Origin of the sequence: Pseudothermotoga sp. U03pept (assembly GCF_051235805.1) — a bacterium.
In the GTDB taxonomy this organism is placed as follows: domain Bacteria; phylum Thermotogota; class Thermotogae; order Thermotogales; family DSM-5069; genus Pseudothermotoga_B.
The window spans coordinates 1,719,065-1,736,381 of sequence record NZ_JBPNXV010000001.1 but is presented as its reverse complement, the minus strand read 5'-3'; the positions used below and the strand labels follow the sequence as shown (position 1 = coordinate 1,736,381).

Genomic DNA, 17,317 nt, shown 5'->3' with positions numbered 1-17,317 from the left:
CACTACTTCCTTTTCGTGAGTTTCCTAAGCGCCTCCTTCACGATCTGTTCGGTACTCATAGAGTTCTTGAAAACAGATCGTGCAGCCTCACTCGATTCAGTTCTACCAAAACCCAATGCCACGAGAGCTTCGATCGCATCGAACAACTGTGTGGAGTATTCTGAGTCTACTTCGAATTGCTCGTCCTTTAACTCTGCTATTAATCTCTCTGCAGTTTTCTTCCCAATTCCTGGAAGTTGCCCCAATCTTTCAACGTCTTTGTTGATGATCAAGTGAACAAACTCCTCAGGCTCTACCGACCCAACTATCTTCAGGGCGGTTTTGGGACCTATCTTCGACACCTTCAATATCTTTTCAAAGATGTGCAACTTTTCCTTTCTCGAGAAACCATAGAGAACCACTTCGCTTTGATTCAATTCAAGGTGAGTAAAAAGCTCTACTTGTTGTCCTATTGATGATCTTTCAATACTCTCACTGTCACACCAAACTCTTATTGTGATGTTTTGAAGTTCTATCAACAAAGTGCTTGCTTCTTTATAGCGCACTGTTCCTTTTACAGCATAGACCAAACTCATCACCTCACAATCGCCCATTCATCTTCAAGGCGACCGTCGGTGATGTAGTCCCTCAAGTAGCCAACCAAGTACAGTGATCCTGTTATTATTATCGTCTCATAACCTTTATCTTTTAGTTTTTCATAAGCTTTTACTGGTTCTGGTTCGAAATCCACATTTTTGTTGAACTGCCTTGCGATATCAAAAGTTTCTTGTGGGTTTTGAGCCCTGTGTGAAAAAGGTCTTGTAATGATGATTCTATCGAAAAGTGGTGCTATCTCTGAGAGAACACCTTTCTTGTCTTTGTCATCCACGATGCCTATCACTGCTCCAATCTTTTGATCTGCAAGATAGTCAACGATAGCCTTTCTCAATATCTTTGCTGCAGGTAAATTGTGTGCGCCATCGAAGATGACCATCGGCTGAGAACCGAATACCTCGAAACGACCCGGCATGCTTGTCTTATCTAAGGCTTTTCTGATCGCCAGTTCATTCACTTCCAAACCAGCCCTCTGAGCAAAGATGAGAAATGCTTCAAGTGCGACCGACGCGTTCAGAAACTGATGTTCACCATTGAGAGATATCTTCAAATCTTTAAAGCTCTTCTCGCCGTAGAAATCAAAATGATTATCGAGAAAGGCAAGTTTCCTCTTTTCGTAAGAGAAATCTCTTCCGAATAGGTACAGCTTACTTTTTCTCTCTTCTGCGATCTTGTTCAAGACCTTCAACGGTTCCTCTTTGGTCTCACCGCATACTGTTGGTATTTGAACCTTTATTATTCCAGCTTTTTCAAAAGCGATCTTTTCGAGAGTCTCTCCGAGTATGTGCATGTGATCGTAATCTACAGTAACGATCACACTCACTTCAGGCATTAAGACATTCGTGGCATCGAACCTTCCTCCAAGACCCACCTCGATTGATCCAGCCTGTACTTTCATCATCTGGTATATTTTGAAAGCCATCGCGGTAGTGAATTCGAAAAAGCTCGGTTTGAAATGTTCGCCTTCTCTGTCCATCTGAATCGCAACTTTTTGAACTGCGTTGAAAGCTTCTAAAATTTCTTTTTCTGCGACGAATTCCTCGTTTACTAAGATTCTCTCTTTAAAGGTCGATAGGTGTGGTGAGTAGTAACTTCCAGTCTTCAAACCGTGTTCTATGAAAAGCCAACTCAAAAAACGCGTTACAGAACCTTTGCCGTTCGTTCCTGTTATGTGAACACTCCTAAAGCTGTTCTGTGGATCTGCAAGGTTCCTACACAAATGCTGTATTCTTTCAAGACCGAGTGTTATCTTGCCAGACGGTCTCTCTTTGTAAAGATATTCAAGCATTTCAAGATAACTCATTTCAGGTCCTCCAAGATCTGCTGCAAGACTTTCAAGCGCGCCTCTGCTTGCAAAAGCTTGTTGCGAGCATCTTCAATTGCCTCTTGTGAAGCATGAGACAAAAAGCTATCATCTGAGAGCTTCTTCGTCTGCCACTCTCTTTCTTTTGAGAGTTTTTCGATGTTCTTTTCCAGTCTGCTGATTTCAGCTGTTAAATCCATGTCAGCTGTGTCAACATAGATGTGTTGTTGTTCATCGAAATAAGCAGTTGCACTGCTGGCTGGCTTCTTTGAAACAACTTCTATTTTCTCGACATTTGCAAGGTGTTTGATAAGAGATTCTGCTTCTTTGGAGAGAGATTGGCCAACAACATAGATCTTGCTTCCATTCTTGATGGGCATGTTCAATTCTGCTCTGACATTTCTTATGCCTCTGACTATTTGCATGATCTTTTCAAATTCCCTTTCTGCAGTATTGTCAATTATCATCTCGTTAGCCTTGGGCCAGCTCGCAATTGTAATCGATTCACCGGCAATTGGTAGGTTCTGCCACAACTCTTCTGCCAAAAATGGTGTGAATGGGTGAAGGAGCCTCAGGCTTGTATCTAGTACCTTAACCAGGACGTTCTGAGTAGTGAGTCTTGCATCACTGTTCAAAGTGATTTTCGCTGATTCTATGTACCAATCACAGAATTCATTCCAGAAAAATTCATAGATCGATCTTGCGGCAACGTTGAATTCGTAGTTTTCAAGGGCTTGTGTGACTGTGTTGACTGTCTTTTGCAGTCTTGTGAGAATCCATCTATCAGCTAATGAAAGTCCTTCGAGTTGTTTTTCCTGATAGCCTTCGAGGTTGATCAAGGCAAATCTCGTTGCATTCCAGATCTTGTTTGCGAATTTTCTGTAGGTGTCGAAATATCTTTCATCGAGTTTTATATCACTTCCCTGTGCTGCAAGAATGGCTAAAGTGAATCTAACTGGATCCATACCATACTTTAGAGACATATCTATTGGGTCTATTCCATTTCCCAAGGATTTGCTCATCTTCCTTCCGTACTTATCACGTATCAGTTGGTGGATATAAACATCTGTGAAAGGTTTGTCGTGCATGAACTCGTAACCCATCACGATCATTCTCGCAACCCAGAAGAAAATTATGTCAAAGCCTGTCACCAATACCGATGTCGGATAATATCTCTTAAGATCATCTGTTTTCTCGGGCCATCCGAGTGTTGAGAAGGGCCACAGCGCAGAAGAAAACCACGTATCCAGAACATCTTCATCTTGAGTGAGTGATTTCGAACCGCATTTAGGGCACTGAGTGGGGTCTTTTTCCGAAACGATGGTTTCTCCACAGTCATTACAATACCAAACAGGTATCCTATGTCCCCACCAGAGTTGTCTACTGATACACCAATCGCGTACATTGTACATCCAGTGCAGATATACCTTCTTCCACCTTGTTGGTACGAAGCGAATTTGATCTGTTTCAACAGCTTCAATGGCTTTCTCTGCCAGCGGCTTCATGCTGACAAACCATTGATCCATTACTCGAGGCTCAATCATGCTTTCACACCTGTAACAATGTCCAACTGCGTGGCTTATGTCCTCTGTTTTCAAAAGATATCCATTTGTCTCGAGATCTTGAACGATCTTTTCCCTGGCTTTATATCGGTCTAATCCTCTGTAAGCGCCACCGTTTTCGTTTACTCTTGCCTCATCGTCGAAGATCTCCAAAAATGGGAGGTTGTGTCGTTTTGCCACCTCGAAATCGTTAGGATCATGTGAAGGAGTTATCTTGACCGCACCGGTACCAAATTCTAAATCGACATATTCATCGGCGATTATCGGTATTTCCTTGTTGACTAATGGGAGAATAACCTTTTTTCCGACGAACTCTCTGTACCTTTCGTCTTTTGGATTCACCGCAACGGCCGTATCACCGAGCATTGTCTCAGGTCTTGTTGTTGCAACAGCTATATATCCATCTTCACCACACAAAGGATATTTGACGTAATACAACTTCGCCTTACTCTCTTCATGTTCGACTTCTTCGTCCGAAAGAACGGTCTTACACCGCGGACACCAGTTGACCATGTATTTGCCTTTGTATATTAAGCCTCGTCTGTATAACTCAACGAAAACCTTTCTAACGGCTGCTGAAAGTCCTTCATCCAAGGTGAACCTTTCTCTGGTCCAATCCACCGAAGCACCAAGGGTCTCTATCTGTTGACGAATCTCAGTTCTGTACTTCTCCGCCCACTGCCAGACCAATTCGACAAATCTATTTCTGCCGAGTTCTTCACGCCTCTTGCCCTGGCTTTCCAAGAATCTTTCAACGGCATTCTGTGTTGCGATACCTGCATGGTCTTCTCCTGGTAGCCAAAGAGTGTCAAAGCCACACATCCTCTTGTAGCGCACGAGAATGTCTTGAAGGGTGATGTTTAGAGCATGTCCCATGTGGATGCGTCCAGTTATATTTGGAGGTGGTATCACGATGACAAAAGGTGTGCCACTCCCTTTGGGAGTGAAATAACCTTTCTCCAACCACCTGGCATACCATTTTTTCTCTATTTGTTCCGGTGTGTAACGGGTACCGAGGTCCATTCTTGTGACACCTCCAGAGTTCTTTTGCAATGATTTTATCAGAAAATCAGTCTTTAATCAATGAAGATGCGAACGGTTGTACCATCAGATCCAGTGGCATTTATGATGTCTCCTTGGATTTCAGACAACTCTTTCATCGCCTCATCTAACTGATCTGACAAAAACTCCAGATCAACATTTGGTAGCTTTTCCTTCAAAGCAGGTAAGGAAAGCTTCAAAAGTTGGGTTAGACCAACCGGAATCTTTATGTCCACTTTGTCACCGTCTTTTTCTCTAACTTGGATGTAGAGCATCCTTCTTTTGTTTTGTGCGGTCTGCTTTGGCTGAGAAAAGATACCCATACTCTCAGCGAGTTCAACGCCTTCCTCTGGTGAGAGTTTTCCAACCTTCACAAGATTCATGATTCTGAGCAACTCATCTCTCATGGTTTTACCTCCTTTTCCTCTTTGATCAAAGACAAAGCGGTTGAGAAATCAATTTGGTCCTTCTCGAGCTTTTCCAGTATTTCTGCGTAGTGAAAGGACTCAGATTGGAGATATCCAAGTTTAGCCAAAACTCTGTTGAAATACGAGTGGGCTGTTGGATAGGAAATCTTAAATCTCTCAGCAACCTTTGTGAGATTGCCCCTGTTTCTCAGATAAGTTCTCAAGAATTCCAGATCTTCCTTTGAAAGATTGTTGAACTCATTTGGTTCGAATTCACCTCTTATCTCAGTACCACAGCTCTTGCACTTGTAAGAAGTCACCGTGGTGCAATTTCCGCAAACTGGGCACTTTGAAAAAAACTGCCTCATGCAGGCACCTCACGCGATTCCTATTCTGACAGTTGTTCCCTTGCTCTCAACGTGTATGAAATCTCCGGAATATGTCATCAGCTCATCCAATGAGGCCATGAGCACTTCATGAATGATACCGAGATATTTTTCATCTACGGGTATTTTGCCCTTCGTGAACTTGGAAATAAATGGTAAGAGTGATTTGGCAAATGGTTTAAGGACTATTAGAAGGGAAAATGGAATAGAGACTCTCACATGTGTTGAGTCATTTTCATCGTCTACGAAGATGAAAATTTTCTTGCCAAAAGGCGGTTTTGCAATGTCAAGCACCCATTGAAGGTCTTCAGCACTCAATTTCCCCTCGAGTTTCTCTTTCAAAACCTTTTGTGTTTGTTTCGTTCGCACTTGAGATTTGAAGTGTAAAGTGGCAATGACACTCAATATGTAAACACCAGTTGCAAGAAAGAGTATGCCGAAAAAGATCTTTGCCCCGAGAAAAATGAGACAGACCCCAGATATGATGAGGATGATTGCAAGATACACACTCTCACCTCCAAAAAATTGAAGCTCGATTTTATTTATTATCAAATTCAATCTTATAATAATTGAAGTAAGGCACAACTTGAAGATGGATTCTGTAATCTTAAGTTTTCTGTACCTTAACAGAAGTGATGGTAGAATATCACGGCGTAAATCTCATATCAGCACTTGAAAAACGTGGAGAAAAGTTCCTCTTTGCTGTGGAACTACGTTTTTCAGTGCATGTTGCCAAGGAGGTGAATCTGTGTACGCGATCATTGAAACAGGAGGCAAGCAGTACAAAGTTTCAGAGGGAGACACTATTGCCGTGGAGAAACTGCCACAGCAACAAGGAGACGAAGTTGTGTTTCAGAGAGTATTACACCTCTCCACGCAAGACACTACCAAGGTTGGAAAACCCTATTTGCAAGGGTGTTTGGTGAAAGGCACAGTCCTCAGTCATCAGAGGGCGAGAAAGATAGTAGTCGGCGAGTACAGGTCTCGAAAGAATTATCGCCGAGAACGTGGCCACAGGCAGTGGTTTACACTCGTGAAGATCGAAAAGATACAGCCTGGTGAAGAATGATGATAAAAGCCACTTTTCTCAAGTCTGCTGGTCGATACACTTCTTTCACAGTTCATGGGCACAGCTATTTTGACCTCAAGGGAAGAGATATAGTATGCGCAGCAGTGAGTGTTTTGACTCAACACACCGCGAGAATTTTGGTGGACCATTGTGTTGCCACTGTGAAAAGAAGCACTGGAAGACTTGAGGTTGCGCTGAAAGATCAAGATGCATTATCTGAGCTTTTGATCGGTGAACTTTACGAGAGTCTGAGGGATTTACAGAAGCAATACCCTGAGAACCTTTCGTTGGAGGTGAAGGAGAATGCGAATCGATATACAACTCTTCGCTCATAGAAAAAGTGGGAGCACCAATGGACGAGACAGCAGGCCAAAGTACTTAGGAGTAAAGGTTGGTGATGGACAGAAAGTTTCTGCTGGTAGTATAATCGTCAGGCAGAGAGGAACTAAGATCCATTCCGGTAAAAATGTCGGTTGTGGCAAAGATTTCACGCTTTTTGCCTTGAAAGATGGTTTGGTAAGGTTCTACGTGAAAAACAACAAGAAGTTTGTTGATGTTGTAGTGGAGCAGTGAGGAGGAATAGTCATGGCGAAAGCTTTTCCAATACAGAGAACCACTATAGTTAGAGAAGCAGGAAGAAAGTGGTATTTGGTTGACGCCTCTGGAAAGGTGCTTGGTAGGCTCGCCTCTCAAATCGCGAAATATTTGATGGGCAAGAATGAACCAACTTTTTTTCCGGGAGTGGATACGGGCAACTTTGTTGTTGTGATAAACGCCGACAAGGTAGTTCTGACGGGTGAGAAACTCGAAAAGAAGATTTATTACCACTATTCTGGTTATCCCGGAGGACTGAAGGAGCAAACTGCAAAACAGATTCTTGAAAAGTATCCTGAGAGGTTGATCTACTTGGCAGTCAAGAGGATGCTTCCCAAGGCTGCCCTTGGTGATAAGTACTTGAGAAGACTTAAAGTTTATGCTAAAAGCGAGCATCCCCATCAGGCTCAAAATCCGCAGCCTCTGGGGCTCTAATAGGAGGGTGAATAATGCCTGAGACAGTTGTTTACAATGGTTTGGGTAGACGGAAGACTTCTGTAGCTAGGATCTATCTTTACCCAGGACAGGGTCGATTGACGATAAATGATAAATCTTACAGTTCTGCCGACGAGTATTTCAAGGATCAAGTGAGGGCAAGACAAGCTTTTGAACCGCTGGTTGTAACAAAAATGGATGGTAAGTTCGACATTTTGATAAGACTGGAAGGTGGAGGTCTTTCCGGTCAAGCCGGTGCTGTGAGACTTGCATTGGCTCGTGCGCTCATTAAGTTTGATCCAAGCCTTAGACCAGTTTTGAAATCCCAAGAAATGCTCACAAGAGATCCGAGAATGGTTGAGCGTAAGAAATACGGCCTCAAGAAAGCTCGAAGAGCACCTCAGTATTCCAAGCGCTGAACGATTGACGAGGATGTCATGGTTGACATCCTCGCTTTGTTGAACCGTTTTTTCTGTTGGGAAGTCAAATACATTTGGTATTAGACCTCGCAAGTTAGCTGCTTTTTTTCATCCGATGGGAGGAAGGTTTTCTGAAGATTTTCTTAACCCTTTGAACCTTCAAGATGGCGAGCAAAGAAATCATTGAAAAGATTAAGCGTGAGGTAGACATAGTTCAAGTTGTCTCACAATATGTCTCGTTGCAGAAGGTCGGTTCCAGTTACAGAGGATTATGTCCCTTTCACAGCGAGAAGACGCCTTCTTTTCACGTTAACCCTACATTGAAGCTTTACCACTGTTTTGGTTGTGGTGCATCTGGAGATGTCATAAAGTTCGTTCAGGAGATAGAACATATATCTTTCCAAGAGGCTCTGCAAAAACTTGGCCAGATGGTGAACATAAAGGTAGACACAGATGAGAGACATTCTGAAAAAGAGAGATATATATCTCTTCTTTCAAGAATTCACGAGGAGTATAAGAAGCAGTTGCGGCAAAACCCAAATGCCTTAGAGTATCTTTACACTCGGGGATTCAATCAAGAAGAGATCGAAGAATACGATTTTGGTTACTGCCCGACGAATTCAACCTTGGTGTTGCAGATCGCTTCGAAGATTTCTGTGCAAGTACCAAAGCTCTTGGAATACGGTTTGCTGAAAAAGACAAAAGAAGGGTATATCGATCTTTTCGAGGATCGTTTGATAATACCAATAAGAGATGAACTCTCGAGGATCGTAGCCTTTGGTGGAAGAGCAATCGCAAACAGAGAACCAAAGTATCTCAATTCACCAGAGACAAAGTATTTTGCGAAACGTTCTGTGCTTTTCTTGCTTGAAAGAGCAAAGAAGGCTATAAAAGGTGTTGATTTTGCTGTAATAACAGAAGGATACTTCGATGCAATAGCCTTTCACAGAGCTGGCATAAAAAATGCTGTGGCAGTCTTGGGAACTAATCTTTCTAAAGAGCATTTGATAAAATTGGGATCTTTGAGTAAGAACATAATTCTCTGTTTTGATAGTGATGAAGCAGGGCAAAGAGCGACTTTGAAGTCTTTGAAGACACTTATAGATTCATCTTTTGATGTAGCCGTTGCATCTTTTTCTGAAAAAGACCCAGATGAGTTGTACAGAACAGAAGGTTCAGAGGCCTTGAAGAAAGCGTTGAAAAATGCAGTTTCATTTGAAAACTATTTGGTGGATTTCTACTCTAAGATCTTCGATCTATCTTCAACATCTGGTTCGGAAAGATTCTTGGCTCAGATGAAGATCTGGGTGGATTCTTTGCTGAATACTCAGAGAATTGAGAGATATGACAATTTGCTCAAAGTTATCTCTGAGAGAGTAAAGCTTTCGGTTGCTCAGTTGTCCGATTATTTCAGAAGAAGTACTTTTGAAAAACCAGACGCTGGGAAGGTAAATCTTCCAAGCGATGAAGATTATCTCATCTATCTGTACATAACCCAGCAAGATCTGAGAAAAGAGTTGGAAAGAATAGATCGCACAGTGATGAGTGAAAAAACAAGAAGGATAATAGATCTACTCGAAAACAATTCCAACATTGCTGAACAAGATGTGGACATCAGAAAGTACGTTTTCGACCTGATGTCAAAGATACCACCCGGTGATCCGTTGAAGATGTTAGAAGACATAAGAAAGCGTTTTGCAAGAAAAGCAATTGAAAAGCGTTTGTCACAGATAGACGGTAAACTTGCCAATTGCAAGAGTGATGAAGAAAGGGCACAACTCTTGAAAGAGAGGTTGAGGTTGATCGCTTCGATTGGAAGAATCGGAGGTGACCAAGGTGGAAAATGAAGAAGTCATCAAAGAAGAAGAGGAGAAATTAGAAGAAAAAAAGGCTATGACGGGTAAGGAGATCGAGGAGAGAATAAAGAGTTTAATAAAGACTGGGAAGAAAAAAGGATTCGTAACCTACGATGACATAGACAGGGCTTTCCCTGCGGATTACGAAGGGTTCGACACCACTTTGATTGAGCGTATATACGAAGAGCTTGAGAAGAACAAGATCAATATTCAAGACACCGAGCCGGAAGCAGAGGCTTTAGAAGATTTAGAAGAAATCGCTACAGAATCGGAAATTCCAAGCCTCTTAGAAGAAGGACGAGAAGTTTATGACAACGTAGCACTGAAAGACCCCATAAAAATGTATCTGCGCGAAATAGGCAAGATACCTCTGCTGACTCCGTCACAGGAACGAGAACTCGCAAGACGTGCACAGGCTGGAAATGAACGTGCAAAACGAAAGCTCGTTGAGTCAAATCTCAGACTCGTGGTAAGCATAGCAAAGAGATACATAGGTCGTGGTTTGCCATTCTTGGATTTGATCCAGGAAGGTAATATAGGTTTGTTGAAAGCAGTTGAGAAGTTTGACTGGAGAAAAGGTTACAAATTCAGTACCTACGCAACCTGGTGGATCAGACAGGCTATAACTCGAGCGATTGCAGATCAAGCAAGAACTATAAGAATACCAGTGCACATGGTCGAGACCATAAACAAACTGAACCGTCTAACGAGGGAATATTACCAAAAACACGGTGAGCAACCTTCTATGGATGAACTTGCCAAATTGATGGACAGACCAGTTGACAAGATAGAGGAGATACTTCAGGCTTCAAAGGAAACAGTTTCTCTTGAGTCACCAGTTGGTGAAGACGAAGATTCGACTGTTGGCGATTTTGTGGCAGATGAAAATATCGCATCACCAAAGAAAGAAGCAATGAGAATGTTGATGCGCGAAGAACTTGAAAAGGTTCTCAAGACCTTGAACCCACGTGAAGCTATGGTGTTGAAGATGCGGTATGGATTACTCGATGGAAAGGCGAAGACGCTTGAGGAAGTTGGTCAGTATTTCAACGTCACCAGAGAAAGGATAAGACAGATCGAGGTCAAAGCCCTTAGAAAGTTGAGACATCCTTCAAGGAGCAAATATCTCAAGTCTCTCTTCTCTTTGCTCGATCAACAAGGCTGATGTAATATAATTGTGGAGGTGATGTAGAGCTGGCGTCGAAAACTATTGAGGTTCCCGAGAACATAGATATGGTCGCTGTCTTGGGTCAGTACGACAATAGACTCCGTTTTTTGAGGAAAAGATTTTCCGTTAACATAGACGTCTCAGATAAGAGAATCGTTGTAGCTGGTAACGACAATTCTGTTGTTGAAATTGTTGAGGGTATTATTTCACAAGTAGTTACAGCCGCCAAGAAAGGTTATGTGATGGACTGGAATGAATTTGAATCGTTAGTTGATCTCTATTCTTCGTGGGACAGACTCTCAGCTCAGACCACTCAAGAGAGTATCCTATCGGGTAAGATTCGTCCCAAGACAAAAGGTCAGGCAGAATATCTGGAGGCGATGAGAAAATTCGACGTTGTTTTCGCCATAGGTCCTGCTGGCACAGGGAAAACATACCTTGCCGTGGCGATGGCGCTGGATTATCTGAAATCAGGAGCAGTACAGAGGATCATACTCACGAGGCCTGCTGTTGAGGCTGGTGAAAGGCTTGGATTTTTGCCGGGCGATTTGGTAGAAAAGGTAGACCCGTATCTCAGACCAATTTACGATGCGATAATGGATATGATGCCGGCTGAGAAATTTTACACCTATCGACAGAAAGGTGTAATAGAGATTGCACCATTAGCATTCATGCGCGGCCGAACATTGAACAACTGTTTTGTAATACTCGATGAGGCACAGAATGCCACTCATCAGCAGATGAAAATGTTTCTAACGAGAATTGGCTTCAATTCAAAAGCGGTGATCACAGGAGATGTGACTCAGGTGGATATTGACAGAGGGAGTTCAGGGTTGATAGAATGCGAAAGTATACTGAAAGGAATTGAAGGGATATCTTTTGTTTATCTTTCTGAATCTGATGTCGTGAGACACCCTGTTGTAAAACAGATCATAAAGGCATATGAAAACTATGAAAGGAACAAAAATGAAAAGAATAATTGATTTCTTTATGCACAATTGGTTTGACGTTATAGTCGTCCTTCTGTGTTTTCTTGTGCTCTTGTATCCAGCTTTACCCACCTTCTTCGTCTTGGCAAATGGTTATATTGCAACGCTGGTTTTGTGGTTCGTTCTCGTTAAGCCCAAGATAGGGGAAAAACCGTTCAATTTGCACAAATCTTACACGATATTGCTCTACTTCATCGTGATAGTTGGAAGTTTTCTTTCGCGGTTGTTGGTGAAGCAATTTGGCTTTTACTCGTCGCCGTTGTTCATTCCAGTTACCTTAATTGCTCTTTTTTACAACAAAGAGGTTACTTTAATGACATCGGTCTTCTTAGCCGTTCTGTTTTCAACTGCCTTGACTTTCAACGGACTGGGATTTGTTCTGATGCTGACCATCTGCGTTATCAACGCCGTTCTCAGTTCTCAAATTGAAAAACGAATGCAGGTTGCAAGGTCTGCCTTTTTCACGGCTCTGGTCTCGATATTCTTCTATCTGTTGCACGCTAAGATACAAGGTGTAAGACCAGATTTATTGCAGATTGTTACCGCGTTCTTTCTGCCTTTGATTTCGTCTGTTGTCTGCATCGGTCTTCTGCCGTTCATAGAATATGCGAGCATGATATATTCAAACATCGACTTGATAGAACTTGGCAATCTGAACAACCCATTGCTGAAGACTCTTTCTCTTAAGGCACCTGGAACCTACTACCATTCTTCGATGGTCGCCAATCTTGCTGAGGCAGCTGCACAGAGGATAGGAGCGAATGCTGTGCTTGCAAGAATGGCTGCCTATTTTCACGACATAGGTAAGTCGAAAAGACCATATTTTTACACCGAGAACATCTTTGAGAAAAACCCACATGACGAACTGAGTCCTAAGCTGAGCCACCTGATTATCCAAGATCATGTCAAATCAGGCTTGGAGATAGCGAGAAAAAACAGATTACCTTTGCTCATACAAGACGTGATACCCCAACACCACGGTACGAGAGTACAAAGATATTTCTACCACAAGTCGAAGGAATTGGGGGAAAATCTGAGTGAAGATGAGTTCAGATATGTTGGACCAAAACCTCAGTTCAAAGAAGCAGGTATAATAATGCTTGCGGATGCAGTTGAAGCGGCGGCAAGGAGTTTAAAAAACCCGACGGCAGGACGTGTGCAAGCGATGGTTGAAGAAATCGTCTCTGGAATATACAACGAAAGAGAGTTGGACGAATCGGGTTTGACATTGAAAGACCTTGAAGCAATCGCAGAAGAGTTCACAAAGGTCTTGTTGAACATGTTTAAGATGCGCATCGAGTATCCAAAGGAAGAGATAAAGAAGGTGATCAACCTTGCTCAAAATTTCGATAATGAACAGATCAAGAAGTCAGATTAACGAACTCTTGGTCAAAAGGATAGTTAGAAAGATTCTAAAACAGGAAATAGGTGAGGTGCCTGTCAACATTGTTTTTGTTGGGGAAAGGCGTATCAGAAACTTGAACAGGATCTACAGAAAGATCGACCTTGCAACAGATGTTCTCACATTCGTTTACGGCGAGCAAGATCTTTTTGGTGAGATATTCTTGTGCCCAAAGCAGATTGAAAAGAATGCATCAAAGTTCAAACAGCCCTATTCAACTGAATTTAGAAGAGTTTTGATACACGCCTGTCTTCACTTGTGCGGTTATGATCATGAATTGACGGACAACAAGTCAACAGAGATGTTTACCAAGCAAGAAAGGTATCTAAAGGAGGTCGAGAATCTTGATCGTTAGACCATTCAGGGCGCTCAGACCTAAGAAAGACTTTGCTGCAAAGGTGGCTGTTAAGCCATATGATGTCATAAGTTCTGAGGAAGCAAAAAAGATAGTACAACAGAATCCTTATTCCTTTTACAAAGTGACAAAGCCAGAGGTCAACTTCCAAGAGCAGGTAGAATCAAGTAGTGATGAAGCGTTGAGAGTTGCAAAAAAGAACTTGCAATGGTTCATTGATTCAGGGGTATTTCTTCAAGATCGCGAATCTTTCTATGTCTACAAGCAGGTTGCAAAAGACCACACTCAGATCGGTTTGGTTGCAACTTTTTCTGTTGATGAGTATCTCAACGGTTCGATAAAGAAACACGAGCTGACCAGAAAAGACAAAGAAGAAGAGAGGACAAAGCACATATATCACTTGAGAGCTCAAACTGGTCCTGTCTTTCTCATGTATCGTTCCTCTGAAGAGATAGATGGCTTTATGAAAAGTCTTGCGCACGGCGAACCAGAGTACGATTTTCTCGATGAAGATGGAGTAGAACAGATCGTGTACTTGGTTCAGGACGCAGAGAAAATTGAGAAGTTGAAGAATTTGTTCAAGAGGGTCAACAGTTTTTACATTGCCGATGGACACCACCGTGCTGCATCGGCAGTCAGAGTTGCACAACTTCTCAGGCAAGAGAGCGTTTCTTACACAGGAGAAGAGGAATACAATTTCTTCCTTGCCGTTCTATTTCCTCACAAAGATCTACGAATTTATGATTACAACAGGGTCGTCAGGGATTTGAACGGGCTGAGTGAGCAAGAGTTTTTGAAAACGATCAGCCAATCCTTCGAAATAGAACCATCAGAATACAAGTACAAACCACAGGCGAGACACCTATTTGGCATGTACCTTTCCAGAAGATGGTACACTTTGAAGGCGAAGGAGAATCTCATCGACGAATCTGATCCTGTTAAGGCTTTAGATGTGTCAATCTTGCAAGACAATCTTTTGAAACCGATTCTTGGAATAGCAGATCCACGGACTGACAAGAGAATAGACTTCATTGGCGGTATACATGGCTTGGAAGCACTTGAGGAAGCTGTAGACAAGAGAGGATGGGCGGTGGCTTTTTCGTTGTATCCGACGTCAATAGAAGAACTCATGCGTGTCTCGGATGACGGAAAGATAATGCCACCAAAATCAACCTGGTTTGAACCGAAGCTCAAAAGTGGACTTTTTGTTCATTTAGTATGACAGTTTCAGTAAAATTTGAACGCTTGAAAAGAACAAAGTGTCTTAGGTTGAGGAGGTGAGAAAATGTTTTTCTATGACCCAACTTTTATAATTCTTGTGCCTGCTCTTTTATTGGCGATATGGGCGCAGATCAAAGTCAGTGCAGCCTTCTCTGAGTACTCAAAGATAAGGTCTCTCACTGGCTTCACAGGCAGCCAACTTGCCATGAGGTTGCTCGATGGTGCCGGTATCTATGATGTTCGTGTTGAATCGATGCCTGGTCATCTGACCGATCATTACGATCCTCGAACAAAGGTTGTGAGGCTTTCTTCTTCCACCTATGCCAGCCCCTCTGTGGCAGCACTCGGTGTTGTAGCACACGAAATAGGTCATGCAATTCAGCATGCCGAGAAGAACCCAGCTCTTGCTTTCAGAAATCTTCTCGCACCAGTTGCAAACTTAGGTTCTTCTCTTGCTTGGATTTTCTTCATAATCGGTCTTCTTTTTGCACTGCCTGCATTGTGGCAGTTTGGAATCGTACTCTTTGGGCTCGCCGTACTGTTCAGTTTGATTACGCTGCCTGTGGAGTATGACGCAAGCAAAAAGGCTCTGAAACTGCTCAGAGAGAATATCATGATGTCTGAAGAAGAACTCAAGGGCGTGAGAAAGGTTTTGAACGCGGCTGCCTTGACCTATGTAGCGGCAACAGCTATGGCAGTCTTGCAGCTGCTGAGAATGCTCTTGATCGCTGGCGCTTTTGGTAGAAGAGACTGAGACAAAGCCGTGGGGGGTTGTTTTTGAAAAAACTGACGATCAAAGACATCGCTCAGATGGCAGAAGTGTCAATTTCGACTGTTTCGCGTGTCTTAAATGGTAAGAGCAACGTGGATCCACTGCTTCGAGAACGAGTCATGCAGGTGATCAAAGATACAGGGTTTCAGCCAAGCAGTTTTGCTCGGCTTTTCAGAAAAAGTCATGCTCAGATTGGCGTAGTGCTCAATGGTTGGGAGGAAAGTTACCTTAGTGTCTTACAAGGAATCGTTGAACGGTTGTGTGAGAACGGTGTTTTGGTGAACTTGAAAGCGAATCTTGACAGTTCTGCCGATCCTGTTGTGGTGATCTCAGAACGATTCAAGGACCAAGTGAAAGCTTCATTGCTTGTTGGATATGATTCGGTAAGCTCCTCTGTGACCTTCAACCATTCTTCTGCGATGAACAAGATCGTTGAAAGAATGCTCAAGTACAACGCTCGTTCATTCGCGTTCTTGTGCGAAGATCTTTCTAATTACAAATCTTACATGCTCTACACATCGTTCATGAAAGCTATGTTCAACCACAAGATAGAAGACTATGACGTGAGAGTACTGAAAAAACCACAAGAATCGTATGACGCAACCAAGAATCTTTCAACCTTGCCCAACGTCATTCTTTGTAGCAATGATCACATAGCAGTTGGCGTTTTGAAAGCACTCAAAGATGAAGGAATCAAAGTACCAGATCAACTGTCTGTTTTTGGTTATGGAAATCTTTCCTTCTGTGACTTTTTGGATCCACCGCTGTCGAGCGTTGAGTACATGAACCGAGAAGTCGGAGAGATCTGTGCCAATCTTCTCATGAGAATAATCAATGGCGAAGAAATACCAAAGAGAATTGTCCTTGAGGCCAATCTTGTGAAAAGACGGAGTAGCCTATGATGAAGACAAAAGCCACAGTTCTCTTGTTGATCGTTACAGCAGTGTGGGGACTGACCTTTCCGATACAAAAGTTGATCTTGGTGGAAGCCAATCCTTTTTTCTACAACTCTTTGAGATTTCTCACAGCCTTTGTGTTGACTTTAATCTTCTTCAGAAGCAAAATCTCGTGGAAAAAAGCCATAGTACTGGGTCTTTTTCTGGGTGTTGCCTATGCTACCCAGACGAGTGGTTTGAAGATCACCACTTCGACTAAGAGTGGTTTCATAACATCACTTTACATACCGTTTGTACCTTTCTTTTCCTACTTGATAGAGAGAAAAAAACCAACATTTTTTCAGATAATATCTTTTTTAATCTCCGTTGTAGGACTTTACATGCTCAACGATCCAACGCATGATCCTTTCAATTTTGGAGATTTGCTCACTGTAATATGCGCTGTTGCCTTTGCAGTTCATGTTGTCATGGTAACTCATTTTACAGAGAACAATCAAAACGAGATCTCTCTGCTGGCACCACAATTTCTTGTAACCTCTCTCATCAATGGTGCGCTGGCACCGGTCTATGGGGATTTCAAGATAAACCTTGGATTCATCTTTGTGATGATCTTTACAGCGTTGTTTGCAACGATCTTTGCAGTCTGGGTGCAACTCAAATTTCAAAAGTACGTTGGTTCAAACACGGCAGCGCTCATATACGTTGGTGAGCCTATCTTTGCTGCAGTTTCTTCTTTCATCATACTCTCTGAAAAGATGTCTCGTGTGCAATTTTGCGGCATGATCCTACTCGTTAGTGCAATCATTTTGGGCGCGATCAGAAAGGTTTATAATTCCAAGGGGGAGTGA

Annotated in this window: 20 protein-coding genes; 14 read left to right on the top strand and 6 right to left on the bottom strand. The window is 42.6% G+C overall.

All coding sequences use genetic code 11. The annotated features are described in order from the left end of the window. Positions 1-2 precede the first annotated feature (2 nt). From ruvA to ACSFC1_RS08510, 6 genes are read right to left on the bottom strand one after another with little or no spacing between them, the layout of a single operon-like run. Positions 3-575, bottom strand: coding sequence for a Holliday junction branch migration protein RuvA (ruvA, locus tag ACSFC1_RS08535; RefSeq protein WP_435565678.1), 573 nt, complete (start codon positions 573-575; stop codon positions 3-5). After that, complete coding sequence (locus tag ACSFC1_RS08530; protein ID WP_435565677.1) at positions 575-1,897, bottom strand: bifunctional folylpolyglutamate synthase/dihydrofolate synthase; 1,323 nt, start codon at positions 1,895-1,897, stop codon at positions 575-577. The genes ruvA and ACSFC1_RS08530 overlap by 1 nt, the downstream gene beginning before the upstream one ends. After that, the gene (locus ACSFC1_RS08525) at positions 1,894-4,482 is read right to left on the bottom strand and encodes a valine--tRNA ligase (RefSeq protein ID WP_435565676.1); all 2,589 of its coding nucleotides are present in this window, start codon (positions 4,480-4,482) and stop codon (positions 1,894-1,896) included. The genes ACSFC1_RS08530 and ACSFC1_RS08525 overlap by 4 nt, the downstream gene beginning before the upstream one ends. 53 nt (positions 4,483-4,535) lie before the next feature. Continuing rightward, positions 4,536-4,907, bottom strand: a complete 372-nt coding sequence (locus ACSFC1_RS08520; protein WP_435565675.1) for an SHOCT-like domain-containing protein — start codon at positions 4,905-4,907, stop codon at positions 4,536-4,538. Then, complete coding sequence (locus ACSFC1_RS08515; protein ID WP_435565674.1) at positions 4,904-5,275, bottom strand: DUF2089 domain-containing protein; 372 nt, start codon at positions 5,273-5,275, stop codon at positions 4,904-4,906. The genes ACSFC1_RS08520 and ACSFC1_RS08515 overlap by 4 nt, the downstream gene beginning before the upstream one ends. Before the next feature lie 9 nt (positions 5,276-5,284). Then, positions 5,285-5,800: a hypothetical protein gene (locus ACSFC1_RS08510; RefSeq protein WP_435565673.1), complete on the bottom strand. Its 516-nt coding sequence runs from the start codon at positions 5,798-5,800 to the stop codon at positions 5,285-5,287. Between the two features lie 241 nt (positions 5,801-6,041). Here ACSFC1_RS08510 and rplU point away from each other — a divergent pair, with 241 nt between their 5' ends. From rplU to ACSFC1_RS08440, 14 genes are all read left to right on the top strand, one after another. Beyond that, positions 6,042-6,362, top strand: coding sequence for a 50S ribosomal protein L21 (rplU, locus tag ACSFC1_RS08505; RefSeq protein ID WP_435565672.1), 321 nt, complete (start codon positions 6,042-6,044; stop codon positions 6,360-6,362). Beyond that, positions 6,359-6,697, top strand: coding sequence for a ribosomal-processing cysteine protease Prp (locus tag ACSFC1_RS08500; protein ID WP_435565671.1), 339 nt, complete (start codon positions 6,359-6,361; stop codon positions 6,695-6,697). Before rplU ends, ACSFC1_RS08500 begins: the two co-directional genes overlap by 4 nt. After that, positions 6,666-6,935: a 50S ribosomal protein L27 gene (rpmA, locus tag ACSFC1_RS08495; RefSeq protein ID WP_435565670.1), complete on the top strand. Its 270-nt coding sequence runs from the start codon at positions 6,666-6,668 to the stop codon at positions 6,933-6,935. Before ACSFC1_RS08500 ends, rpmA begins: the two co-directional genes overlap by 32 nt. 12 nt (positions 6,936-6,947) lie before the next feature. After that, positions 6,948-7,391, top strand: coding sequence for a 50S ribosomal protein L13 (gene rplM, locus ACSFC1_RS08490; protein ID WP_435565669.1), 444 nt, complete (start codon positions 6,948-6,950; stop codon positions 7,389-7,391). Positions 7,392-7,405: 14 nt separating this feature from the next. Beyond that, positions 7,406-7,810 carry a 30S ribosomal protein S9 gene (gene rpsI / locus ACSFC1_RS08485; RefSeq protein WP_435565668.1) on the top strand — a complete coding sequence of 135 codons (405 nt, stop codon included), beginning with the start codon at positions 7,406-7,408 and terminating at the stop codon, positions 7,808-7,810. A gap of 164 nt (positions 7,811-7,974) precedes the next feature. After that, complete coding sequence (gene dnaG / locus ACSFC1_RS08480; RefSeq protein WP_435565667.1) at positions 7,975-9,657, top strand: DNA primase; 1,683 nt, start codon at positions 7,975-7,977, stop codon at positions 9,655-9,657. Positions 9,658-9,703: 46 nt separating this feature from the next. After that, complete coding sequence (gene rpoD / locus ACSFC1_RS08475) at positions 9,704-10,831, top strand: RNA polymerase sigma factor RpoD (protein WP_435566019.1); 1,128 nt, start codon at positions 9,704-9,706, stop codon at positions 10,829-10,831. A 68-nt stretch (positions 10,832-10,899) separates the two neighbouring features. Further along, the gene (locus ACSFC1_RS08470; RefSeq protein WP_435565666.1) at positions 10,900-11,817 is read left to right on the top strand and encodes a PhoH family protein; all 918 of its coding nucleotides are present in this window, start codon (positions 10,900-10,902) and stop codon (positions 11,815-11,817) included. Then, positions 11,801-13,201, top strand: coding sequence for an HDIG domain-containing metalloprotein (locus tag ACSFC1_RS08465; RefSeq protein WP_435565665.1), 1,401 nt, complete (start codon positions 11,801-11,803; stop codon positions 13,199-13,201). Before ACSFC1_RS08470 ends, ACSFC1_RS08465 begins: the two co-directional genes overlap by 17 nt. Further along, on the top strand, positions 13,158-13,580 hold the full coding sequence (ybeY, locus tag ACSFC1_RS08460) for an rRNA maturation RNase YbeY (RefSeq protein WP_435565664.1): 423 nt from the start codon (positions 13,158-13,160) through the stop codon (positions 13,578-13,580). Before ACSFC1_RS08465 ends, ybeY begins: the two co-directional genes overlap by 44 nt. Then, complete coding sequence (locus ACSFC1_RS08455) at positions 13,570-14,802, top strand: DUF1015 domain-containing protein (protein ID WP_435565663.1); 1,233 nt, start codon at positions 13,570-13,572, stop codon at positions 14,800-14,802. Before ybeY ends, ACSFC1_RS08455 begins: the two co-directional genes overlap by 11 nt. Positions 14,803-14,865: 63 nt before the next feature. Beyond that, the gene (locus ACSFC1_RS08450; protein ID WP_435565662.1) at positions 14,866-15,555 is read left to right on the top strand and encodes a zinc metallopeptidase; all 690 of its coding nucleotides are present in this window, start codon (positions 14,866-14,868) and stop codon (positions 15,553-15,555) included. A gap of 23 nt (positions 15,556-15,578) precedes the next feature. Beyond that, positions 15,579-16,475 carry a LacI family DNA-binding transcriptional regulator gene (locus ACSFC1_RS08445; RefSeq protein WP_435565661.1) on the top strand — a complete coding sequence of 299 codons (897 nt, stop codon included), beginning with the start codon at positions 15,579-15,581 and terminating at the stop codon, positions 16,473-16,475. Then, positions 16,475-17,317, top strand: a complete 843-nt coding sequence (locus ACSFC1_RS08440) for a DMT family transporter (protein WP_435565660.1) — start codon at positions 16,475-16,477, stop codon at positions 17,315-17,317. Before ACSFC1_RS08445 ends, ACSFC1_RS08440 begins: the two co-directional genes overlap by 1 nt.